Source organism: Saccharothrix sp. CCNWYY140 (assembly GCF_037401995.1).
GTDB lineage: Bacteria > Actinomycetota > Actinomycetes > Mycobacteriales > Pseudonocardiaceae > Actinosynnema.
Map to the genome: position 1 here is coordinate 36,238 of NZ_JBBEGC010000041.1, position 22,126 is coordinate 58,363.

Below are 22,126 nucleotides of genomic sequence, written 5' to 3' on the forward strand. Positions count from 1 at the left end.
GTCGTGTTCGAGAAGTTCCTGAACAAGTACGGGCCGGTCGACTCCCCGATCGCGCCCTGGGTACCGCATGTTGGCGGTGATATCCCGGATTTTGCCGATGTGATGCGGACGTGGGGCGGCGGCAGCTTCGGCTCGGGCGTCTACCGGGTTCACTCGGAGGTCAGTTCCCGCGCTGCCACGCGGACGATCCGCGCCACCTTCCCGGGTGAATACGCCAACGTGATCGCCTTCGCCTTCGACTGGTTGGGGCGGAACTTCGTGCTCGACCCGGACGCGTACTCCGACGAGCAGCCGATGATCAAGCTGATCGGCCTCGCCGAAGTCCAGCGCTACCAGATACCGGTCAGCCTGCGCGAGTTCCACGAGGTCGAGTTGGTGGACTACGCGTCCGACGCTCTCGCCGTCGACTGGTTCGAGGAGTGGCGGGCGTCGCACGACGATCGTCGGCTCGGCTTTGCCGAATGCGTCGGTTATCGCACGCCACCATTCCTCGGTGGCACTGATGATGACGACAACCTTGAAGTGGTCGACGTCGAGGTGTACTGGTCTTTGACCGGTCAGCTTTACAAGCAAGTCAAAGACCTCCCGGAGGGAACTCCTGTCTCCGGTATTTCCCTCGAACAACAGTAGGCGGTGAGTCTCGTTCGCGGATGAAGCGGATGAAGCTGGGGTCGTCTGGTTAGCAGGAGCCAACGGCGCTGGCGGGGAGCGGCCCGGACCGCGTCCGGCTCACCGGCCACCCGGTCCGCGCCGAGGTGGCCCTCGAGCATCGCGGTCGTGGCTTCGACGCTCAGCACGTCCAGCGACAGCAATCGGGCCCCATGCGCGCCTGCCAGGCCGCTCAACGTGTTGCGGCTGGTCACCGGCACGGCGGACGTGCCGGTGCCGGACAGGAGCGGCAGCATTTGGTGCTCGTCCACGGCGTTGTCGAGCATGACCAGCACCCGGCGGTCGGCCAACAGCGTCCGCTACAGCGCCGCCTCCGCGTCGAGGTCGGCGGGGATGGAGCAGGGCGCGACGTCGAGCGCGTCGAGGAACCCCCGGACGGCCACCGCGGGGTCCAGCGGCTTGCCATCCGGGTCGAACCCGCGCAGGTTCACGTAGAGCTGGCCGCCGGGGAAGCGGGACCGGTTGAGGTGGACCCAGTGCAGCGCCGGCGACGTCTTCCCGATACCGCCCATGCCGCCGATCGCCGAGATCGCGACGGTCGTGCCGTGCCGGTCATCGTCGTCGACGGCCTCGGTGAGCGAGGTGAGTTCCGGCTCGCGCCCGGAGAACGAGCGAGGCGCGGCGGGCAGTTGCTGTGGCACCACGGGGTTCGCGGTGGCGGACGCGTGGAAGTGAACACCGCCCGAGATGGCGCCAGCCTGCACCGCCGTGTGCGGGTTGCCCTCGATGTCGTTGCGCGTCGTGGTGGCGCCGTCTGCCCTCGGATACCCCTAAGGCGTATGGGCCGAGGTGAGCGCGCGGACAGCCGTCGAGGTGCCACGCGGCTTCGGTGTTCGCCGCAACTCGGTGACTGGCCGCAGAATTGCGGCCCGGCGGTGAGGGCTTGGAGGTCTGCACGCGGAGCGGCCGCCGTTGTGCGACGATCCGATCATCGTCCCCCGACCGAGAGCCCTGCCGCGATGACCCGATTGCTGATCCAACCCGTGCGGAACGCCGAGGCCAAGCGGAATCGGGTGAAGACGTTGCACAACGAAGTGGTGTTCAGTGAGGCCCGGTACCTGTCGAAGCTGCTCGACGGTGAACGGACCGCGCTGAACCGTCTCCACCCGGACGGGCGCGCCCGGTTCTGGGGCACCCGTCCTTACCACGACGAGGCCATGAAGCAGGTGCGACAGGGTGATGTCGCCCTTTTCACCTGGGACAACAAGATCGGGGCCATCGGCGAGGTCGGCGCGAGCTTCCGCAACAAGGCGTTCGCCGTCGAGTTGTGGAAGGAGCCGGGCGACACGGACACCTTCGTCAACGTGTACAGCCTGATCACACTGGACGACGGACTGCGGATCCCCTACCGGGAACTCGAGGAGGTGTCGGGCGGCGAGCTCGTGGGACCGTTCCGGCAGGGCCGCGTCGTCAGCGACGACGTTCTCGTGCGCCAAGTCCTCGAAGGGCTCGGCAGGCGGGCGAGTGCCGCGGAAGAAGCCGCTCAGCAGTACGTCGAATCGCAGCTGGAGCGGGGGATGGTCGTCGCGCTGGAAGCCCACCTCACCGCCGAGGTCACGTACGGCCGCACAGCGCGCGACATCACCGTCCGGCGAACGGAGTCGCTGCTGATGACCGAGTACGTCGAGGCACAACCCGAGGTGGAGTTCAAGCGGATCAGGTCCGAGTCGGGCATCTCGGACATGTACACCGTCCGGCCCGAGGGTGCGGAAGTCATCGAGGCCAAGGGCGGGATCGCGCGGGAACGCGTCCGTCAGGCGGTGGCCCAACTCCTGCACTACGCGCCGCGTTGTCCCGAGAGGGTCGTGCGGTTGACGGCGCTGTTCCCCGCCCGTCCCGACCACGGCGGCGTGGAACTCCTGCACAGCGTGCGCATCGACTGCGTGTACCGGCTGGAGCCGGGTCGGTTCGAACGGCTCCCGGCCCCGGCGGCCCGGCGGATCCACATGGAGCCGGTGTGGAACAACGACTTCCCGGACTAGCGGCTACGGGCGCAGGGAGAGCAGGAAAGCCTGGGTTTCAGGGTCGGTCGAGTACAGGCGGCACCCGAACATCGCGCGGCTGGCAAGCACCCGGTAGATGTTCAACGCCAACGGCAGGTACTGCTCGGCGGTGAGCCCGTTGACCCAGCTGTCGTGGCTTTCCTTCGGGTGGGCCACCCACTCGCCGCCACGCCGCACGAGGTCCGGGCCCATGATCACGCCGCCGTGGTCGTACTCGAGGCCCTGGCAGGTGTACACGCAGCCGACCTGGTTCTGGCCGCCCGCGTCCGTCGCCCAGAACTTGCGGCCCGGTGCGATCACCGTGCCCGCCGGGTCCTTGTGCTCTACGTGGGCATTCCACGGGCGGCGCCACGTCCGCCGTTCGCCGTTCCGGTCGGTCCAGTCGATCACGACGTCGTCCACCAGCGGTTGCTTGGCGTCGACTTCGGTCCACGTCCAGCAGTAGCCCGCCGCGATGCGCGCGGTGAACCCGTGGGCGTTCTTGTGCCGGATCCAGGCGTCCAGGTCGTCCGGGTCGCGCGCGATGTCGAAGTCGTAGTCCGACTCGGTCCACGGCTCGGGCGTCTTGTCCGGCGACAACAGGCGGTCGAGCCAGTTGAGGTAGCCAGGGAACCGCCGCAGCGGAACTGGCTCGTCAGCTCGACGTGGTGGAACTCGGCCCCCACCCGCCGCGCGAGCTCGCGCAGCTCGGCGACGCGGTAGCCCTCGTCCGGCAGGATCACCTGTCGCTCGTCCAGCATGAACACGCTGACCGGAGCACACGTCATGAGTCGCTCCATCTGCCAGTCCTCGCGCGTGAGCCGTTGCGCCTCGTCCACCACGGGCACGACCGGCGTGACCGGCGGGTGCGATTTTGGGTGGCCGAACATCCCGTTGGCCCCGTCCACGTGCTTTACGGCGCGTTTCAGCTGCGCCAGCAGGGTGCCGGACGGGGTGAGGAACCTGGCTTCGGTCTTCGGCTCGGTCTGCCGGCGTGAGAGGTCCACCACCAGCCGCATGGCGATCACCGTCTTGCCCGTACCAGGGCCACCGGACACCGCGATCACCCGCTTGCGCTTGGCGGTCACGTCAGTCGCCGCCTTCCAGACCAGCGACTGGGCCTCCTGCTGCGCGCCGATCAGCCGGAACCGCGATTCCTGCCGCAGCACGGTGTCGAGTTCGTCGAGCAGCTTGGCCGACGGCTGTGGTCGCAGCGCGAGGAACTCGGCCAGCCGGGACTCGGCTGGTGGTGCCAGGTCGCCGCACCGCAGCAGCTCCGCCAAGGCGTGCGGGGCCAGCTCAGCCAGCTCACGGCGTCCCAGCACCGGCACGTCACCGCTGCCCACACGCCCCTTGACGGCTCCGCTGAGCAAGGCGGTCGACCGGTCGTCGGCGTTGTGCAGGACCGCGGCGCCCCGGAACTCCAGCCGCAGGACCTCGTCGGCGAGCCACTGCTCGAGGTGGCTGACGTACCCGGCCGCCTGCAGGCACGGGTGACCCCGTCGCTCACCGCGGGTCTCCGCCTCGGTCGAGTCCGCGGCCGTGACCTGGTCCCACTGCTTGAGCTCCACCACCACGCCGGTCAGGCCACCGTCCGGTCGCGCTCCGACGACCAGCGCGTCGATCCGCTCGGAGGACCTGGGCAGTTCGTACTCGAGCAGGAGGGCGAGGTCACCGAGCCCTGCTCGGACGAGGGCGTCGACGAGGACCGGCCAGCTGTTGCGCCAACTGCGCAGCTCCGCCTCACCGGGCAGTTCACCCCGTCGCCGGCGGAAGTCCTCCGCGCATCGCCGGACGAACGCGTCACCCCCGGGCCGCAGCTCTTCGCCCGCTTTCGCGACCGTGCCTCGGTACACCTGCATGATCCAGAACTACCAGTCTGGCACCGTGTACGCGTGCGTTTGACGGATGATGCGCCGGGCGAACCGAGCTTCCACGTAGACCGGGTGTGGGGCGATCGCGTCGAGAAGTTGATGGTGACTTTGGGGTCGCTCGACCGCCACCAGCGGCATGAGTCGCCCACTGTCCACGAGCCGTTGGCGTTGCTGTGGGCGATCGGGCAGCTGGCGGCGGGGCGGGGGCGGCTGTTCAGGTGGCCTGACTTTCGTGACGGGGTCGGTGCTGTGTTGGCCGAGTTCGGGGCGTCTCGGAATACGCCGCAGTACCCGTTTTGGCACCTCGGCGCGGACGCTGATCTGTGGGAGCGGCATGGGGTGGTGGACGTTCCCACCTCAGCGGATGTGGACGCGGTTGCCGGGTTTACCGAAGGGGCTGCGCGGTTGTTGGCGGACCCGGCGGTTCGGGCGCAGGCCGTGGATGTGGTGCGGGGGAGTTACCTCGCTGACGTCGTGGATCAGCCTGCGTTGTTGCGGCGGGTCGGGTTGCCGGTGCCGGTGGCGCCGGAGGCCGGGGACGTGTTGCAGCGGTTGGTGGGGCGGGAGCTCGTGACGGTGGACGGGAGTGTCAACCGGGTGTTGGAGGTGGATGCCCGGAACGTTCTGGTCGCTACCGGGCGGTCGCCGCAGGGGAAGTTGGTGCCGGTCGCTTGGGTGCAGGAAGGGCTGGACAAGCTGTTCGCGCGGGGGCGGGTGTTGGCCTCCGTTGAGGAGTTGCGGTACCGGAGTGCGTTTGTGGCGGCGGTGTTGGCGACCTTGCCGCGGGCTGTGGTGACCAAGAAGCCGGCCGCTGTGTCGCTCGGGTACGCGCCGGTCGCGCCAGATCCGCAGTTTGGTGTGTTGGACCGGACGGCGGTGGCCAAGTATCGGGTTGAGCAAGGGGCGTTGCGGCACGTTCTGATCGGGGACGCGGCGGTGGGCACCTGCGCGCTGTGCGGGCGGGAGTTGCCGGTCGATCTGCTCGTGGCCGCGCACATCAAGAAGCGGGCCGAGTGTTCCGACGAGGAGCGCAACGACCTGCGGAACGTGGCGATGTTGGCCTGTTCGCTGGGATGCGACCGGCTCTTCGAACTGGGCTACGTGACCGTCGGAGCGGACGGGACGGTGGTGGCCAGTCCGGTCGAAGGGGCGTTGGCGGAGCAGTTGGCGCAGCTTGCGGGGCGGGTGGCGGGGGCGCACCACCCGGGGTCGGCGGGGTACTTCGCGTGGCATCGGGAACATGTGTTCGAGCGGGGCGTGCGGCTGACTGTCGGTGGGGGTCGTTAGGATCGGTTCGTGGGTTCGCATGAGGTTCTGCGGAGGGTGTTCGGGTACGACTCCTTTCGCGGCGACCAGCAGGAGATCGTCGAGCACGTCATCGGTGGTGGTGACGCGCTGGTCCTCATGCCCACAGGTGGCGGTAAATCGCTCTGCTACCAGATCCCCTCGCTCGTGCGGGACGGGGTCGGGGTTGTGGTGTCGCCGCTCATCGCGTTGATGCAGGACCAGGTGGACGCGCTGCGCGATCTGGGCGTCAAGGCCGGATTCCTCAATTCCACCCAGTACTACGACGAGCGGTCGCTGGTGGAGGCGGAATTCCTCGCGGGGGAGCTCGACCTGCTCTACCTCGCGCCCGAGAGGCTGCGGGTGGAGCAGACCGTTCGGCTCCTGGAGCGGGGCAAGATCGCGTTGTTCGCGATCGACGAGGCGCACTGCGTGTCGCAGTGGGGCCACGACTTCCGGCCCGACTACCTCGCCCTCTCCCACCTGCACGAACGCTGGCCCGACGTCCCCCGCATCGCGCTCACCGCGACCGCCACCCAGGCCACCCACGCGGAGATCGCCGAGCGGCTCAACCTCGGCGACGCCAAGCACTTCGTGGCCAGTTTCGACCGGCCCAACATCCAGTACCGGATCGTCCCCAAGAACGAACCGAAGAAACAGCTCCTGGAACTGCTCACCACCGAGCACCAGGGCGACGCGGGGATCGTCTACTGCCTGTCGCGCAATTCCGTCGAGAAGATCTCGGAATTCCTCAACGCGAACGGCATCAAAGCGCTGCCCTACCACGCCGGACTGGACTCGAACACCCGCGCCGAGAACCAATCCCGATTCCTTCGGGAAGAGGGACTGGTGATGGTCGCGACCATCGCGTTCGGCATGGGCATCGACAAACCGGACGTCCGCTTCGTCGCCCACCTCGACCTGCCGAAGTCCGTCGAGGGCTACTACCAGGAGACCGGCCGCGCCGGCCGCGACGGGCTGCCCTCCACCGCCTGGCTCGCCTACGGCCTCCAGGACGTCGTGCAGCAGCGCAAGATGATCCAGGACTCGGAGGGCGACCAGGCCCACCGCCGCAAGCTCAACCAGCACCTGGACGCGATGCTCGCGCTGTGCGAGACCGTCGAGTGCCGCCGCGTCCAGCTGCTCAACTACTTCGGCCAGAGCGGCGAGCCGTGCGGCAACTGCGACACCTGCCTGGTCCCGCCGGAGACGTGGGACGGCACGATCCCCGCCCAGAAGGTGCTCTCCACGGTCTACCGCCTGCGCAACGAGCGCCGCCAGAAGTTCGGCGCCGGCCAGACGATCGACATCCTCCTGGGCCGCAAGACCCCCAAGGTCATCCAGTTCGACCACGACACGCTCTCCGTCTACGGCATCGGCACCGAGCTGAACGAGAGCGGCTGGCGTGGCGTCGTCCGGCAGCTGCTGGCCCAGGGCTACCTGTCCGTGGAAGGCGAGTACTCCACGCTGGTCCTCACGCCCGCCAGCGAAGAGGTGCTCTACAAGGGCCGCAAGGTCATGATGCGGCGCGAGGCGGAGAAGAAGGCCAAGGCCGCCAAGACCGCCGCCGCCAAGCCCGGCAAGGCGCCCGCCGTCGAGATGCCGCCCGAGGCGGAGCCGGTGTTCGAGAAGCTCCGGGCGTGGCGCGCGGCCACCGCGAAGGAACAGGGCGTCCCCGCCTACGTGATCTTCCACGACGCCACGCTGCGCCAGATCGCCACGCTCATGCCCACCACCCTGGGCGAACTGGGCACCATCAACGGCGTCGGCGAGAACAAGCTCGCCAAGTACGGCCAGCACATCCTGGACACGTTGGCGACATGACCGAGCTGCGCGCCGACTGCGCTCGGTGCTTCGGGTTGTGCTGCGTGGTCCCGGCGTTCGCCAAGTCCGCGGACTTCGCCATCGACAAGCCCGCCCGCACCCCGTGCCGCAACCTCCAGGCCGACTTCCGCTGCGGCATCCACACCAGCCTGCGGCAGAACGGTTTCCCCGGCTGCACGGTCTACGACTGCTTCGGCGCGGGCCAGCAGGTCGCCCAGGTGACCTTCCGGGGCCGCAGCTGGCGCGACGCGCCGGAGACCGCCGAGCTGATGTTCGACGTCTTCCCGATCATGCGGGAACTGCACGAACTCCTCTGGTACCTCACCCAGGCCATCGCGTTGGACCAGAAGAACCTCCACGCGCAGCTCGACAAGGCGCGCCGGGAGATCGAAGAGCTCACCGCCGGAGAGCCCGAAACCTTGGCACGCCTGGACGTCGGCCCCCGCTGGCGTGCCGTCGCCACGCTGCTGGAACAGGCCAGCGACCAGGCCCGCCGGCACGTCAAGGGCCGCAAGTCCAAGCGGAACGCGGACCTCATCGGCCGCAAGCTGGTCAAGGCCGACCTGCGCGGCGCGGACCTGCGCGGGGCCTACCTGATCGGCGCGAACCTGCGCGGGGCCGACCTGCGCGAAGCCGACCTCATCGGCGCGGACCTGCGCGGGGCGGAGCTGTCCGGGGCCGACCTCACCGGCGCCCTGTTCGTCACCCAGGTCCAGCTCGACGCGGCGAAGGGCGACGCCACGACCAAGCTGCCGCACGGCCTGACCCGCCCCACGCGCTGGACGTCATAACCGCGCCAGCGCGCCCTCCACCACGTCCTCCAGCACCCGCCGGTCGCGGACGACCTTGCCCAGCACCCGCAACCCGTAGTACGCGCTGACGAACGCCCTGGCCGCCACCAGCGGATCCACGTCCGCCGCGACCTCGCCGTCCCGCTGGCCGCACGCGATCACCTCGCACACCGCCGCTTCGAAGCGCGAGAACTGCCGCAGCACCTGCTCAGCCACCACGTCGTCCGTGCCACCGGCGTCTACGGCGGCGTTGACCGCGAGGCATCCGCGCTTGGACGGGTCGCCGAGGTCGGTGTCGATCACCGCCACCATCAAGGCGCGCAAGCGCTGCTTCACCCCGCCGGGACCGTCCAGGATCTCCGCCTGCGCCCCGAACCCCACCTCGGCGTACCGGCGCAGCGCCCGCTGGTACAGCCCGTGCTTGCTGCCGAACGCGTTGTACAGGCTGCCGCGGCCCAGACCCGTGCGCGCGCACAGGTCCTCCGTCGAAGTGGACTCGTACCCCTTCGACCAGAACACCTCCATCGCGGCGTCCACGACCGCCGCGTCGTCGAACTCCCGTGGTCTGCCCACGTCACCGCAGCGTAGCCGTTTGTGCACGCACGGATAACGGTCGAGACCTTGGGCTGTCGCCGCGAATTTGGAAAGCTGTCACGTCATGGGCAGCACGCGTCCCGCGTTGACCGTCGTGCACGGCACCGCGTTGTACGTGGGAGCCGTGCTGGGCACCGGCGTCATCGCCGTGCCCGCATTGGCCGCCGAGGTCGCGGGACCGGCGTCGCTGCTCGCCTGGGTCTGTCTGGTAATGGTCTCCGCGCCGCTGGCGGCCACGTTCGCCGCCCTCGCCGCCCGCCACCCGGACGCCGGCGGGGTGTCCACGTACGCGCGGCTGGCGTTCGGCGAGCGCGCGGCGGCGGTGGTGGGCTGGTGTTTCTTCTTCGCCGTCCCGCCGGGCACGACCGCCTCCGCGCTGTTCGCCGGGTCGTACGTGGCCGACGCGGTCGGCGGCGGCCGGATGACCCAGCTGGTCACCGCGCTGGTGCTGACGGCGTTGGTGTTCTCGACCAACTGGGCGGGTCTGCGGGCGTCGGGACGGGTGCAGTGCGTGCTCGCGGGCCTGCTGGTGCTGCTCGTCCTCGCCGCCGTCGCGGTCTCGGTCCCGTCGGCCGACTTGGCGAACCTGGAGCCCTTCGCGCCGCACGGCTGGACGGCGATCGGTCCGGCGGCGGCGCTGCTGGTGTGGAGTTTCGCCGGGTGGGAGGCCATCGCGCACCTGTCGCAGGAGTTCGGGAAACCGCAACGCGACCTGCCGCGCGCGGCCGGGTACGCGGTGGTGGTGGTCGCGTTGCTGTACCTGTCGGTCGCGTTCGTGACGGTGTCCGTGCAGGGCGCGTCAGACTCGCCCGCGCCGCTGGGTGAGCTGCTGGCGCGGGCGTTGGGCGGCAACCTCAAGGTGTGCGCGGCGGTGGCCGCCGTGCTGCTGACCGTGGGGTCGATGAACGCCTACTACGCGGGCGGGGCGAAGCTCGGGGCGGCGTTGAGCCGGGACGGGGCGTTCCCGCGGCGGTTGTCTCGGGGCAGTGTGGCGGGGGAGGTGCCGCGGCGCAGTCTGGCGGTGCTGGTGGGCTTGTCGCTGGTGGTGCTGGTGTTCGTCAGCGTGACCGGGCTGGGCCTGCGGGTGCTGGTGCTGCTGACGACCGCGCAGTTCGTGGCGGTGTACGTGGTGGGCGCGGCGGCGGCCGTGCGGCTGCTGCCCCGGCGCAGCAAGGCCCGGTACACGGCGGTGTTCGCGCTGGCCGGGGTGTTGTTGCTGCTGGTGGTGTCGGGGGCGTCCGTGCTGCTGCCGGTGCTGGTCGCGGTGCTGGCGCTGCTGTTCCTGCGGTGGCGCGGGCGGCGGCGCGGGTCGTTGGACCAGGACGGCAACCTGTCGGCGGTGGAGGAGCTACGTCGGCGGGCGTAGCCGGGTTTGCCGCTGCTGGGCGGACGTGGTGACCGGGTCGGTTCCGGGAGCGTGACCCGCATGAAGCCTGTTGCGCGCAAGTCCTGGTTGCTGCTGCACGTCGTCACGTCCGTCGGGTGGTTGGGGGTGACCGTGGGCGACCTCGCGCTGGCCCTGTCCGGGTACTACCGGCCGATGGTGGTGCTGGCCGACTACGTGGTGCTGCCGCTGGGGTTGGGGGCGCTGGTGACCGGGCTCGTGCTGTCGCTGGGCACGAAGTGGGGGCTGGTGAAGCACCGGTGGGTGCTGGTGAAGTTCGTGCTGACCGTGGTCGCGGTGGTGGCGACGTTCTTCTCGCTGCGGTCCGGGGTGCGCGACGCGGCGGACGGCGTGGCCGGTGCGGGCGCGGACGTGCTGGTCGCGTGCTGCGTGTCGTTGACGTTGTACCTGGTCAACACCGCTTTGTCGGTGTTCAAGCCTTGGGGGCGGACGCGCTGGGCCTGAGGGTGTCGCGGCGGCGCTCGACGGTGGCGGCCAGCTCGACCGGGTCGCAGTCGGCGAGGTGGTCGCGGACCAGGGCGTGCGGGAAGCGGTTGTCGTCGACCAGCAGGACCCGGTCGCGGGCGGACTGGATGATCGCCTTGCGGCGCAACGGGAACTCGTCCAGCGCCAGGGCCTTCGCGAGCAGTTCGGCGATCGGGTCGAGCGGGCGGAGGGTGGGGGTGACGGCGAGGCCGATCAGCAGGCCGGTGATCGGGGCGGCGTGGAGGGTCAGGGGCGCGCCGAGCGCGGCGGCCAGGGCGGTGGCGGGCAGGCCGGCGAGCGGCAGCCAGTGCAGGGCGCGGGCCGCGGGCCGGTCGAGGTCCCGCCAGACCTTCGCCAGGCCTGCGGTGACCAGGCCGGCGGCGGTGCCGGTGAGCAGCCCGATGCCCAGACCGCTGAGGAGGTCCGCGGAGGGGCCGGTCCAGATCATCACGGCGGTGGGGGCGAGGGCGCCGGCGACGGCCCAGTAGCGGTCCCCGGTGAGGGCCAGGGTGATCACGAAGGCGACGAGCAGGACCAGGGCGAAGGTCACGAACGCCGGCCACCGCGCCGCCTGGGCGCCGAGCCAACCGCCCACAATGGACAGTCCCGCGCCGGTGGCGGTGCCGGCGACGAAGCCCGTGACCGCCCAGCGCAGGCCGCGCCGGCGGTCGGTGGTCGTGGCGTCGAACCGGCCGCGACGCAGGGCGGTGGCGGCGGCTGCGGCGGCGAGGGCGGTGGGCAGGCCCAGTTCCAGGGCGGTGACGAGGCACGTGCCGGCCAGCAGGCCCGCCAGCGCGCCCGGGGTCGCGCGTCGGAACAGGCGCCAGGTGATGGGGTCGTCGACGAAGTCCAGCCAGACGCGGCGGTGGGGCAGGCGGTGGCGGGCGCGGAGGTCGTTGCGGCGGCGGGCGATGCGGGCGAGGAACCGCAGTGCGCGGAGCGTGCGGGTCGGTGTGGTGCGTTCGGGACTCCGGGCGGTGGACTCGACCAGGTAGGTGTCCAGCACGCCACCCCGGTACTCCGCGCGACCGGCGCGGTGGGCGAGGGCGAGGAGGTCGAAGGCGAGCGGGGTGCGGACCTCGTCCCACAGGTCAGGGTCCTTGGTGAGGGCTTCGTGCAGGCCGTCGAGGCGGGGTTCGCAGGCGGCGATCAGGTCGAGGACGTCGGTGCGGCGCAACGGTTCCACGTGGACGACGTCGTAGCGGGGGAGGTTCTCGTAGTCGTCGGTCGCGCTGCACAGCACGACCTGCGGCAGTTTCAGGGCGGTGATCCAGCGCAGGCACTCGGGGCGGTGTTCGGCGGGGAGGTCGTCCAGCCCGTCGAAGAGGATCGTGAGTCGCTGCTCTCGCAACCACGTGCGCCCGAGCCGAACCCCGATCCGGTACCGCCGTCTGATCGCGTGCAGCAGCCAGTCGCCGAAGTCGTCCTCAGGCCTCCAGGTTCCGAGGTCCACCACGACAGGGACGGGCCAACCGAGATCGGCACGCGCCCGTTCCAGCAGCCTTCCGGCGAGGTCGAGCAACAACGAGGTCTTCCCACACCCGCTCTCGCCCGCCACGACCAACGGCGCCCGGATCCGCGTAGGCAAGGCAGGCCCAACCCGCGGCACCACCCCGAGCTTGAGCCGAACCTGAACCGCCAACGACCCGTCCACCCGAGCCCGGACGTACCGTTCGACCCGGTCCAGCGCCGCAACCCGGTTGGCAGGATGAGCAGGCCGCCGCTGCACCAGCCGAGCACTCAACGGCTCCCACGCGGCCAACCCGGCGGTGACGAGGACAAGCAACACCAACGACGGCCACAACCAGCCGGCGTACGGCCCGAGCACCCGCAACGCGGACCCACCGGTAACCGCGTTGATGGCAACGGGCAACAACACAAGACACGTCACACCGCCCACGCCGATCAACGCGATCGTGCGCGAGGTGCGGGCGAGTCGTCTGTGGTCCATGTGCCCCTTCCGCAGGTCGCAACGACGGTAACGGCGTTTGCGGCGCTGTGGTAGGCCGGTTCCCGACGTCTGGGGTGCAGGTGGGGCCGTTGTTGCCGGTGGGACACGCGCGACACGGCCGCCGGTGGGACACGCGCGATACGGTCGGGCCGGGCGGGGTGGGGCGCTGGGGCGGAAGGGGATGGGGGCGATGCACAGGGTGGGGCCGAGGGTCGGGAGCGGCTGTCGGCGCGGCGGCGCGTGGCGGCGGGGCGGGCAGGTGCGGCGAGCGGCGCGGCGGGCGCGGCGGTGTCGACGAGCGGCCTGGGCGGGGTGGGGTGGGTGCGCGGGTGCCTGCGGGCGGGGTGCGTCGGTGCGCGGCTCCGGCGAGCGGACGGGTGCAGCGGCTCCGGCGGGTGCGGCGAGCGTGCAGCTGCCGGTGGGAGCCGCGAATGCGCGCGTGGGCGCGATGGGACCGGGCGGGGGCGCGGCTGCGCTTGGCGTGGCGCGGCTGCGACGGGCGGAGGCGGCTGCTGGCGAGCGGGGCGCGGGTGCTGGTGAGGACCGCGGCGGGCGGGCTCGGGCGGATGGGCGCGGCGAGTGTGCGGCTCGGGCGGGCGGGTGTGGGTGAGCGCGGCTTCTGCTGTCCGGCGGGTGCAGGCCCACGGTGGGCGGGGGCGCGGCGGGTTCAGGCACGCTGCGGGTGTGGGAGCGCGCGCTGGGTGCCTGGCTCCCGGCGGGAGTGCGTGGCGCCTGGCTGCTTGCGGGTGTGGCTGCCGGGCGGGTGCGGACCTTGGTGTGGCTGCTGGCGGGTGCGGGTTGTGGGTGGGTGGGGCTGCGGGTGGGTGTGGGTTGGGTTGTGGTGGTGTGGGGGTGGCCGGTCTGCCCGCGTTCCTTTCTCTCTACGGGACGCGCGAGTCGGTGGTTGGTCGCGGATTCTGTATGTCGCTCGATCGGGTGAATCGCGCGCAGGGGGCGGTCAGCTGGTCAGGAAGGTGGTCAGGAGGCGGTTCACCTCGGCTGGTTGTTCCAGGAAGCCGAAGTGGCCGGCGTCCTTGACCTCCGCATACTCGGCACCGGGGATGGACTCCGCCACCTCGCGTCCCAGGTGCGCCGGCAGGACCCGGTCGTCTGCGAAGCCGACCACCAGGCACGGGACCTTGATCTCCCGGAACGCCTCCAAGCGGCTGTCGAACTCGTCCAACTCCATCTGCGCGCGCACGCCGGCACCGACCGCCGAACCCGTGTACTCCAAGACGTCCAGCCAATCCCGGATCGCCATCGGGTCGCGGAGTGTGGCTGGGGACAGGTTCAGGACCGCTGTCATCGCCGCGTGGTACCGGCCGGGCAAGGTGATCTGTTCGTCGTGCAGGGCGCGTTCGCCCTCAGATAGGGCGATCTGGAGGGGGTCGTTGCGGCCGGCGGTGGCCAGGAGGACTGCCTTCCTCACCAAGTCCGGGCGGGACAGGGCCAGCTCCTGGGCCACCCTCGCACCCATTGAGGTACCGACCACGTGGGCCGGGCCGCCCAGGTGCTCGATCAAGGCCGCGGTGTCGGCGACCAGGTCCTCGATCTTCATGCCTGTCGCGCACTCGTCCGTCGGCGGGATGCCCCTGTTGTCGAACGTCGCCGCCCGGAAGCCGGCCGCGACCAAAGCAGGCACCTGGTGCGGGTGCCACACGCGGCCCGGGCTGCCGGTTCCCATGATCAGGACCACCAGGTCCCCGGAGCCTTGGACGTCGTAGTTCAGGTTGATCCCGTTGAGCTTGGCGACCGGCATGACCGCGAGGTTAGCCGTCCCGCCGGCGCCGCGGCACCGGGTTCGTCGTCACTGTGGACCGTTGGCCGGCCACTCGATCGCGGGGCAGCGGTTCATCACCATGTCCAAGCCGGCCTCGGTGGCGCGCTCGTACGCCTCCTCGTCCACGACGTCGAGCTGGAACCACACCGCCTTCGCCCCGATCGCGACCGCCGAGTCCGCGAACTCGCCGGCGGCCTCGGAGCGGCGGAACACGTCCACGCAGTCGACCGGGAACGGGATGTCCGCCAGCTTCGCGTAACCCTGCTCGCCCAGCACGGTCTCCGCGTCGGGGTGCACCGGCACGATCCGCTTGCCGTGCTGTTGCAGGAACCGCGCCACGCCGTACGCCGGCCGGTGCGGGTGGTCGGCCAGGCCCACGATCGCCCACGTCTCGCAGTCGGCCAGGATGCGCCGGATCTTCTCGGTGTCGCCCCAGGGTTCGCTCATGGTTCCAGCGTAGGACGTTCCGGCGCGGGACGTTCGGGGCGAGATTACGTGAACCTCTTTCGCGTTACCGATGACGTGGGCGATCCTGGGAGCCCTGCGAACCAGCGAGAGGAACGCCCGATGCGAGCCATCCCTGCACTCGCGACGCTGCTCCTGCTCACCACCGCCACCCCGGCCACAGCCGCCGACACCCTCGTCTACCTGCAAAGCGTCACGACGGGCCTCAACGCAGCCGTGTCCGGGACGTCGGTCGTCCAGCACCGCCCCAAAGGCGACGAAGACCACCAGCAGTGGACCTTGAGTGGTCGAACACTCAAAGAGGGCACCCTGTGCCTCGGTCGATCCGGTGACCAAGCCGTCATGCTGGCCTGCGACAGCCCCGACGCCCGGTGGGACGTCCTACCCGACGCCGACCGCCACCGCCTGCGCGTCCCCGGCACCACCGACCGCTACCTCATCCACGAAGGCGACCAGGTGAAAGTCGGCACCGGCGACAACCTCTGGTACCTCACTCCGGTCCACCCGACGCGCACCCCGGTACCGCAGGACGGCACCCGCCGCCTCGACCAAATCACCTTCCTGACCGCCCACAACGCCTACGCCAACGGCGTGGACGGCGGTTTCGCGCCGCCGTTCGTCAACCTCGCGCCGAACCAGCAGCGCGGCATCGCCCAGCAACTCGCCGACGGCGTCCGCGGCTTCCAACTCGACATCCACCAGACCCCCGACGGCGCGATCCTGTGCCACAACAGCTGCACCTGGGTCAGCCGCCCGGTCGCCCTCTGGGTGGACGTCCAGAAGGTCGTGGACTTCCTGCGCGCCAACCCGTCCGAGTTCGTCACGATCTTCCTGGAGGACTACGTCTCCGCGCCGGTCCTCCAGAGGGAACTCGCCCGCGTCAACGGCCTGGACGACCTCCTCTTCCGCCCCGACCAGGCAGGCGTCCGCACGACCGGCTGGCCGACCCTGAACACCCTGCGCGCCACCAACAAGCGGCTCATGATCTTCACCGACCACGCCCGCTCCGGCGACACCCCGCAGCGCGACAGCTTCGGCGTGATGTACCAGTCGGAGTGGACGGTGGAGAACTACTGGTCGATGGGACCGGGCCTGGGCAGCTCCGACTGGTCCTGCTACAGCCGCTGGAACACCCCGCTCACCAGGCGGGAACCCGGCTTCACCCCGCTGTTCGTCATGAACCACTTCCGCGACGTCCCGTTCACGAGCACCGCCACGACCGACAACGGCAAGCTCGCCGACCGCGCCCGCCGCTTCTGCGAACCCGCCGCTCGCAAGACGCCGAACTACCTGGCGGTCGACCACTACCACCTGGGCAACCCGGTGGCAGCCGCGCAAGCGCTTGCCACCGAACGCTTCTAGGGGCGCGGCAACGTGCAGCCCGGCGCGGTCAGGTCGATCGCGCCGGGCTTGACGCACGGGACGATCGGGTAGGTGTGCTGCCCGTAGCCGATCCCCTGGCGGACGGTCACGGCACCGGACTCGTCCTCCTCGCACGGGTTGTTCAGCGTGCAGTGCTCGCCGTTCTCGTTCGCGGTGTTGTTGACGCCGACCACCACACCGGTCCCGGCGTCCACGATCGGCGACCCCGACGTGCCGCCCTTGGTCCGGCACTCCGGCGTGTAGCGGATCGCGTCGGGCCACGACCACTTGTCCTCGCGCAGCCGGTGCACGAACCCGTCGAGCCCGCAGGAGTAGATCGTCTTCCAAAACCCGGACACGACGCGGAGGTCGGCGCCGGCCGCCGGGCGCGTGGGCGACAGTTCGAGCGCGCGCGAGCCCGCCGCCTCGACGTCGGCGTAGGTCAGGTCGAGCCGGTACACGGCCGCGTCGGTGCTGGTCATGGTCGCGTACAGCAGGCGGTTGGCCCGCACGGACCGCAGTGACCCGGTGCCCTCGCGGTTGATCAGGGTGACCGTGCGCGACGACGGCTGGTCCACCACCACCTCGTCCACGTCCAGCATCCGCACGCAGTGCCCGTTGGTCAGCACCAGGGCCGGGTCGGAGGGCTGGGCCGACGAGGTGCGGACCACCGACCCCGAGCAGTTGTTCAACGCCACCGCGCCGGTGAAGTCGACCGCCGCCGCCCGCGCCGGCGCGGCGGTCAGGGTCAGGGTGAGCACGGCGACCGCCACCGCGCCCGGCACACGCTTGGCCACGAAACCTCCCGGGAGTCCCGGGCGATGAAACCAGGCCCCCGGCGGTGGCGACCAAAGGAACACCACCGCCGGGCGAAACAATTCACCGGTACGCGGGAATCCCGATGGCCGGCAGGGTCAACCCGCCAGGTTGGGCGGCGGCAACCGGTAGGTCGCCGGGGTTTCGGACAGGCGGATGGGGTTGGCGACCAGGTTCAGGCCGCCCACGTCGACGGTCGGGCCCAGGCCCAGCGACTGGGCGAGATCGACCGCGCCCGCGAGGTCGTTGACCGGCCCGCACGGCACGCCCAGCGGCGTGAGCAGGGCGAACCAGTCGGCGGCCGGGCGGGTGCGCAGGCGGGCGGACAGCAGGTCCGCCAGCACGTCCACGTGCGCGACCCGGTCGGGGTTGGTGGCGAACCGGGGATCGGGGTCGAGGTCCAGCGCGGACCACAGGCGTTCGAACTGCCGGTCGTTGCCCACAGCGAGCACCATCGGGCGGTCGGCGGTGGGGAACACCTCGTAGGGCGCGATGGACGGGTGCCGGTTGCCCATCAGGCCCGGCACGACGCCGGCCAGCGTGTACCCGGCGGACTGGTTGACCATGCTGGACAACAGCACCGACAACAGGTCCACCTCGACCAACTGGCCCTCCCCGGTGCGGTCACGGTGGCGCAGCGCGGCCAGGATGCCCACGGCGGCGTGCAGGCCGGTCAGCACGTCCACCAGCGCCACGCCCACCTTGGTCGGCTCGGTCGTCCCGGTGACGCTCATCAGCCCGCCGACCGCCTGCACCAACAGGTCGTACCCGGGCAGCGCCGCACCTTTGCCCGCACCGAAACCGGTCACCGAGCAGTACACAAGTCCTTTGTGGACTGAACTCAACGACTCGTAGTCCAAGCCGAACTTCTGCATGGTGCCGGGCCGGAAGTTCTCGACCAGCACGTCCGCGCCCAGCGCCAGTTCCCGGGCCTCGGCCAGGCCCTCCGGTGTGGCCAGGTCGATCGTGCGGGACACCTTGTTCCGGTTCACGGACAGGAAGTAGGTGGCCTGGCCGTGCGCGTGCGGCGGTCCCCACGCACGGGTCTCGTCGCCGCGCGGGTGCTCGATCTTGATCACCTCTGCGCCCAGGTCGGCCAGCATCATGGTGGCGTAGGGCGCGGCCAGCACCCGGCCGAAGTCGGCGATGACGACCCCGTCGAGCGCGTTCCCGCGGCCCGGCCCTTCGGCCGCGGAGCCCACACCCATCAGCCGTCCAGCCGGAAGCCCAGGTCGGCCTCGACCGACAGCGTGTCCATCTGCGCCTTCTGCAACGCGCCCGAGTAGTCCCAGTTGACCGACTGCCAGCGGGTGAACTGGTCGAGCACCCACACGCCCGACTGCCGGGAACCGTTGCCGGACTTGCCGTTCCCGCCGAACGGCAGGTGCGCCTCCGCGCCCGAGGTGGAGTTGTTGACGCTCACCATGCCCGCGCCGACGCCGGTGCGGAACGCGAAGACCTTGTTCGGGTCGGTGGTGTAGATGGAGCTGGACAGGCCGTAGCCGGGCAGGTTCGCCAGCTCGACGGCCTCGTCGATCGTGCGGTAGCTGGTCACGCCGACGATCGGGCCGAACGTCTCGTGCAGGAACAGCTCGTCGTCGGGGCGGACGCCGGACACGATCACCGGGTGGTAGAACAGGCCCGCGTCTGGGTCGCCGAGGAAACCCTTGCGGGGGTTGGACCCCGTGATCCGGCCGACGCCGGTCGAGCCGTGGGCGCGGTGGTGGTCGCGGACCCAGCCCAGGTACTTCTCGTAGGAGACGGCGAACTTGCCGTCCAGCATCGGACCGTAGAGCACGTCGCCGAACGGGTCGCCCACGACGACCTCCTCGGTCGCGGCGGTGAACCGGCGCAGGAACTCGTCGTGCACCGACTCGTGCACGATCGCCGTGCCCAGCGACGTGCAGCGCTGCCCGCCGGTGCCGAACCCGGAGAACAACGCGCCCTGCACCGCGAGGTCGAGGTCGGCGTCCTCGGTCACCACCATCGGGTTCTTGCCGCCCAGTTCCAGGCACGGCGACTGGAGGTGCCGCCCGCACAGCTCGCCGATCAGCGTGCCCACCTCGGACGACCCGGTGAACCCGACCTTGTCCACCAGTCCTTGCTGGAGGGCGCTTTCCAGGCCGCGGAACGTTTCCGACCCTTCGGCGAAGACGATGTTCAGCACGCCCTCGGGCAGACCGGAGGCCGCGAAGATGTCGTAGAAGGCCTGTGCGGACGCGGCGGAGTACTCGGCGGGCTTCCACACCACCGTGTTGCCGCACAGCAGCGCGGGCACGATGTACCAGGACGGCACGGCGACCGGGAAGTTGCCGGCGGTGATGAACGCCGTCACGCCGACCGGGTTGCGGAAGGTGAACAGCTGCTTGTCCGGCATCTCCGACGGCACGGTCTGGCCGTAGAGCCGCCGACCCTCGCCGGCGAAGAACGCGCACGTGTCCGCGATCTCCTGCACCTCGCCACGCGCCTCGGCCAGCGGTTTGCCGATCTCGCGGGTGACCAGCCGGGCCAGCGCCTCCGCGTTGGCCTCGACCAGCCTGCCGATGTTGGCGACCACCTGGCCCCGGACCGGCGCGGGCACCCGCGCCCAGTCGCGTTGGGCCTGCTTGGCGCGCCGCGCGGCGGCGGCGAACGCCTGCGCGTCGACCAGGTCGACGGTGGTGACGACGTCCTTGAGGTCGGCGGGGTTCGTGGACACGTAGCTCATGGCCACCAGCCTGGTGCCCGCCTCGACGGGTGCCAACCCCTCGGGTGGTTACTCGCCCTTCTCGCCGTCGGCCAGTTCGCGCAGGAAGTCGAGGTGGCCGACGTGCCGGCCGGTCTCCTGGACCAGGTGGGCCAGCACCCAGCGGAGCGTCCGGCCGTTGCCGTCGTGGTCGCCGCGGGTGCGGTCGCCGGGGTGCAGACCCGCGATGGCCTCGGCCGAACGCTCCCACTCGGCGCGGTAGTCGGCCAGGACGGACTCCACGGTCTCGTGGTCCTCGACGAGCCAGGAGGCGTCGGCGTCCTTGCCCCACAACGCCGGGACGTCCCGCCCACCGGCCTCGATGGACAGCCAGTACCGCTCGACCGCGATCAGGTGCTTGATCACGCCCAGCGCCGTGACCACGGGGGAGGTCGGGATCGGCGCGGTGGTCGCCAGCTCGCGGCTCAGGCCCTCGACCTTGCCCACCGCGGTCAGGCGCAGGAAGGTCAGGAAGTCGGTGAGCAGGCGCAATTCGTCGTCGGCCGCCGCCTGCGGCCACACGCGGTTCGAACTCATGTTCGAACCTTACGGTACCAGCGCGGGGACGTGTTCACCGGCGGCTTCAACTCCGCTTTCACGACCAGGACGTTGGGGCCTTCGGCGTCGGTGTACTTGTCGAGCGTGCTCCGGAAGTCGTCGCCGAAACCGTCCACAGTGGATGACTCGACGCCGAAGCTGCGAGCCAGCGCGGTGAAGTCGGGGGTGTGCAGGTCGACGCCGTGGGTCGGGTGGCCGGCTTGGACCTGGTCGTAGCGGAGCATGCCGTAGCCGCCGTCGTCGACCAGCACGACCGTGACGGGCAGCCGCTCCTGGGCGGCGGTGGCGAGGTCGCCGCACGCGAAGAGGAACCCGCCGTCCCCGCACACGGCCACCGTGCGCCCGGCGAGGGCCGCGCCCAGCGCCGCCGGGAAGCCGAAGCCGAGGGTGCCCCACCCGACCGGGTAGGCGAGGTGCCGGGGCGCGGTGACCCGGTGGAAGCCGCCGATCCAGTAACCGGCGACGCACATGTCCGCGACCACCCGGTGCCCTTCGAGCGCGTCGAGCAGACCCGCGACCTGCGGTTCGTCGGCTTCGGCGGCCCGGCGGGCGAGGTCGTTGAGGTCCGCGACGCGCTGCGCGGTGCCGTTGGCCGGGCGGGCGTCGAGGGTTCCGGCGAGCGCTTCGGTGACGACCCGGGCGTCGCCGCGCAGGGTCACGTCCGGCGGGTAGTTGCGGACCGTGTCGACGTTGATGGACAGGAGCCGGGGAGGGGGTGGTTGGAGCCAGTTCTGGGTCATCATGCCGTCGAAGTCGCTGCCGATGCCGATGACCAGGTCGGCCTCGTCCCAGAGCGCGCCGATCTCGGGCAGGTGGACCGGTCCGTGGACGACGTGCGGGTGGTCGACCAGGCCCTTGGCGGCGTAGGTGGTGACGATCGGGGCGTCCAGGCGCTCGGCGAGGCGGGCGACGGCCGCCCCGGCTCGGGCGCGCTGGGCGCCGCCACCGGCCCAGATCAGCGGTCGGGTGGAGCGGGCGATGAGGTCCTGGGCGGCGTCGAGCGGCGGGACGACCGGCGGGCCGGTCGGGATGCGGTGCCAGGGGCCGGTGTCGGCGGTGAGGTGGTCGGTGGGGATGCCCAGGTAGACCGGTCCGTGCGGGGCGGTCGTGGCGAGGAGGGCGGCGTTGTCGGCGTAGGTGCCCAGGTCGTGGGGTCCGCGCAGCGTCCAGCCGCCCTTCACGACGGGGAGGAACATCGCGCGCTGGTCTCGCGTCTCGTGCAGGACACCCCGGTACTCGCCGGGTCGGCGCAGGTGGGAGGGGATGTCGGTGGCGATCACCAGGACGGGAGAACCGGAGGCCATCGCCTCCCCGGTGGCGCCGAGGCAGTTCGCGGCCCCCGGCCCGGTCGTGACGACGGCGACCCCGAGCCGCCCGGTGGCACGGGCGTACCCGTCGGCGGCGTAGACGGCGGTCTGCTCGTGCCGGACGCCGATGAGTCGGACGGGCGATCCGCGCAGGGCCTCCCAGATGGGCAGGTTGTGCACCCCGGGCAACCCGAACACGACCTCGACCCCATGCGCCCGCAAAACCTCGACCAACCGCACCGCACCGGTCACCATGCGCCGAAGCTAGGCAGTC

General features: G+C 70.8%; 18 protein-coding genes and 1 pseudogene. 8 read left to right on the plus strand and 11 right to left on the minus strand.

Annotation, left to right across the window (positions count from 1 at the left end; translation table 11 throughout):
• The first annotated feature begins 3 nt into the window (after positions 1-3).
• Positions 4-630, plus strand: a complete 627-nt coding sequence (locus WBN91_RS19710; RefSeq protein WP_337725302.1) for a T6SS immunity protein Tdi1 domain-containing protein — start codon at positions 4-6, stop codon at positions 628-630.
• Positions 631-968: 338 nt separating this feature from the next.
• On the opposite strand, the gene WBN91_RS19715 is transcribed toward WBN91_RS19710, so the two are convergent.
• A complete protein-coding gene (locus tag WBN91_RS19715) occupies positions 969-1,313 on the minus strand; it encodes a hypothetical protein (protein ID WP_337725301.1) in 345 nt (114 codons plus the stop codon).
• A 315-nt stretch (positions 1,314-1,628) separates the two neighbouring features.
• Between WBN91_RS19715 and WBN91_RS19720 the strand changes: the two genes are divergently transcribed.
• Complete coding sequence (locus WBN91_RS19720; protein ID WP_337725300.1) at positions 1,629-2,651, plus strand: hypothetical protein; 1,023 nt, start codon at positions 1,629-1,631, stop codon at positions 2,649-2,651.
• Positions 2,652-2,654: 3 nt separating this feature from the next.
• On the opposite strand, the pseudogene WBN91_RS19730 reads toward WBN91_RS19720, so the two are convergent.
• Positions 2,655-4,513 (minus strand): annotated as a pseudogene (locus WBN91_RS19730) (DNA/RNA helicase domain-containing protein).
• 33 nt (positions 4,514-4,546) lie between these two features.
• Between WBN91_RS19730 and WBN91_RS19735 the strand changes: the two are divergent.
• Genes WBN91_RS19735 through WBN91_RS19745 form a run of 3 tightly spaced genes read left to right on the plus strand, consistent with a single transcriptional unit; the run spans position 4,547 to position 8,424 of the window.
• Positions 4,547-5,812 (plus strand): HNH endonuclease, encoded by a 1,266-nt coding sequence (locus WBN91_RS19735; protein ID WP_337725299.1) that lies wholly within the window; start codon positions 4,547-4,549, stop codon positions 5,810-5,812.
• Positions 5,813-5,821: 9 nt separating this feature from the next.
• Positions 5,822-7,633, plus strand: coding sequence for a DNA helicase RecQ (recQ, locus tag WBN91_RS19740; RefSeq protein WP_337725298.1), 1,812 nt, complete (start codon positions 5,822-5,824; stop codon positions 7,631-7,633).
• Positions 7,630-8,424 (plus strand): pentapeptide repeat-containing protein, encoded by a 795-nt coding sequence (locus WBN91_RS19745; protein ID WP_337725297.1) that lies wholly within the window; start codon positions 7,630-7,632, stop codon positions 8,422-8,424. Before recQ ends, WBN91_RS19745 begins: the two co-directional genes overlap by 4 nt.
• Here the strand turns inward: WBN91_RS19745 and WBN91_RS19750 are convergent.
• The gene (locus tag WBN91_RS19750) at positions 8,419-8,997 is read right to left on the minus strand and encodes a TetR/AcrR family transcriptional regulator (protein WP_337725296.1); all 579 of its coding nucleotides are present in this window, start codon (positions 8,995-8,997) and stop codon (positions 8,419-8,421) included. The genes WBN91_RS19745 and WBN91_RS19750 overlap by 6 nt on opposite strands.
• Before the next feature lie 85 nt (positions 8,998-9,082).
• Between WBN91_RS19750 and WBN91_RS19755 the strand changes: the two genes are divergently transcribed.
• Both WBN91_RS19755 and WBN91_RS19760 read left to right on the plus strand, forming a co-directional pair.
• Positions 9,083-10,384, plus strand: a complete 1,302-nt coding sequence (locus WBN91_RS19755) for an APC family permease (protein ID WP_337725295.1) — start codon at positions 9,083-9,085, stop codon at positions 10,382-10,384.
• 60 nt (positions 10,385-10,444) lie between these two features.
• On the plus strand, positions 10,445-10,867 hold the full coding sequence (locus tag WBN91_RS19760; RefSeq protein ID WP_337725294.1) for a hypothetical protein: 423 nt from the start codon (positions 10,445-10,447) through the stop codon (positions 10,865-10,867).
• On the opposite strand, the gene WBN91_RS19765 is transcribed toward WBN91_RS19760, so the two are convergent.
• From WBN91_RS19765 to WBN91_RS19775, 3 genes are all read right to left on the minus strand, one after another.
• Positions 10,836-12,839, minus strand: coding sequence for a hypothetical protein (locus tag WBN91_RS19765; RefSeq protein ID WP_337725293.1), 2,004 nt, complete (start codon positions 12,837-12,839; stop codon positions 10,836-10,838). The two genes, WBN91_RS19760 and WBN91_RS19765, sit on opposite strands and share 32 nt — an antisense overlap.
• A 958-nt stretch (positions 12,840-13,797) precedes the next feature.
• The gene (locus tag WBN91_RS19770) at positions 13,798-14,598 is read right to left on the minus strand and encodes an alpha/beta fold hydrolase (RefSeq protein WP_337725292.1); all 801 of its coding nucleotides are present in this window, start codon (positions 14,596-14,598) and stop codon (positions 13,798-13,800) included.
• Between the two features lie 48 nt (positions 14,599-14,646).
• A complete protein-coding gene (locus WBN91_RS19775; RefSeq protein WP_337725291.1) occupies positions 14,647-15,066 on the minus strand; it encodes a CoA-binding protein in 420 nt (139 codons plus the stop codon).
• A gap of 120 nt (positions 15,067-15,186) precedes the next feature.
• Between WBN91_RS19775 and WBN91_RS19780 the strand changes: the two genes are divergently transcribed.
• The gene (locus WBN91_RS19780; protein ID WP_337725290.1) at positions 15,187-16,446 is read left to right on the plus strand and encodes a PI-PLC domain-containing protein; all 1,260 of its coding nucleotides are present in this window, start codon (positions 15,187-15,189) and stop codon (positions 16,444-16,446) included.
• Here the strand turns inward: WBN91_RS19780 and WBN91_RS19785 are convergent.
• The 5 genes from WBN91_RS19785 to WBN91_RS19805 form a co-directional block, all read right to left on the minus strand.
• Entirely contained in the window at positions 16,443-17,243 is an 801-nt protein-coding gene (locus tag WBN91_RS19785; RefSeq protein ID WP_337725289.1) for a S1 family peptidase, read from the minus strand. The two genes, WBN91_RS19780 and WBN91_RS19785, sit on opposite strands and share 4 nt — an antisense overlap.
• A 117-nt stretch (positions 17,244-17,360) precedes the next feature.
• Positions 17,361-18,470, minus strand: a complete 1,110-nt coding sequence (locus tag WBN91_RS19790; protein WP_337725288.1) for a CaiB/BaiF CoA transferase family protein — start codon at positions 18,468-18,470, stop codon at positions 17,361-17,363.
• Positions 18,470-19,969 carry an aldehyde dehydrogenase family protein gene (locus tag WBN91_RS19795; protein ID WP_337725287.1) on the minus strand — a complete coding sequence of 500 codons (1,500 nt, stop codon included), beginning with the start codon at positions 19,967-19,969 and terminating at the stop codon, positions 18,470-18,472. The genes WBN91_RS19790 and WBN91_RS19795 overlap by 1 nt, the downstream gene beginning before the upstream one ends.
• Before the next feature lie 48 nt (positions 19,970-20,017).
• Complete coding sequence (locus WBN91_RS19800; protein ID WP_337725286.1) at positions 20,018-20,524, minus strand: DinB family protein; 507 nt, start codon at positions 20,522-20,524, stop codon at positions 20,018-20,020.
• Positions 20,521-22,107 carry a thiamine pyrophosphate-binding protein gene (locus WBN91_RS19805; RefSeq protein WP_337725285.1) on the minus strand — a complete coding sequence of 529 codons (1,587 nt, stop codon included), beginning with the start codon at positions 22,105-22,107 and terminating at the stop codon, positions 20,521-20,523. Before WBN91_RS19805 ends, WBN91_RS19800 begins: the two co-directional genes overlap by 4 nt.
• Between the last annotated feature and the right edge of the window lie 19 nt (positions 22,108-22,126).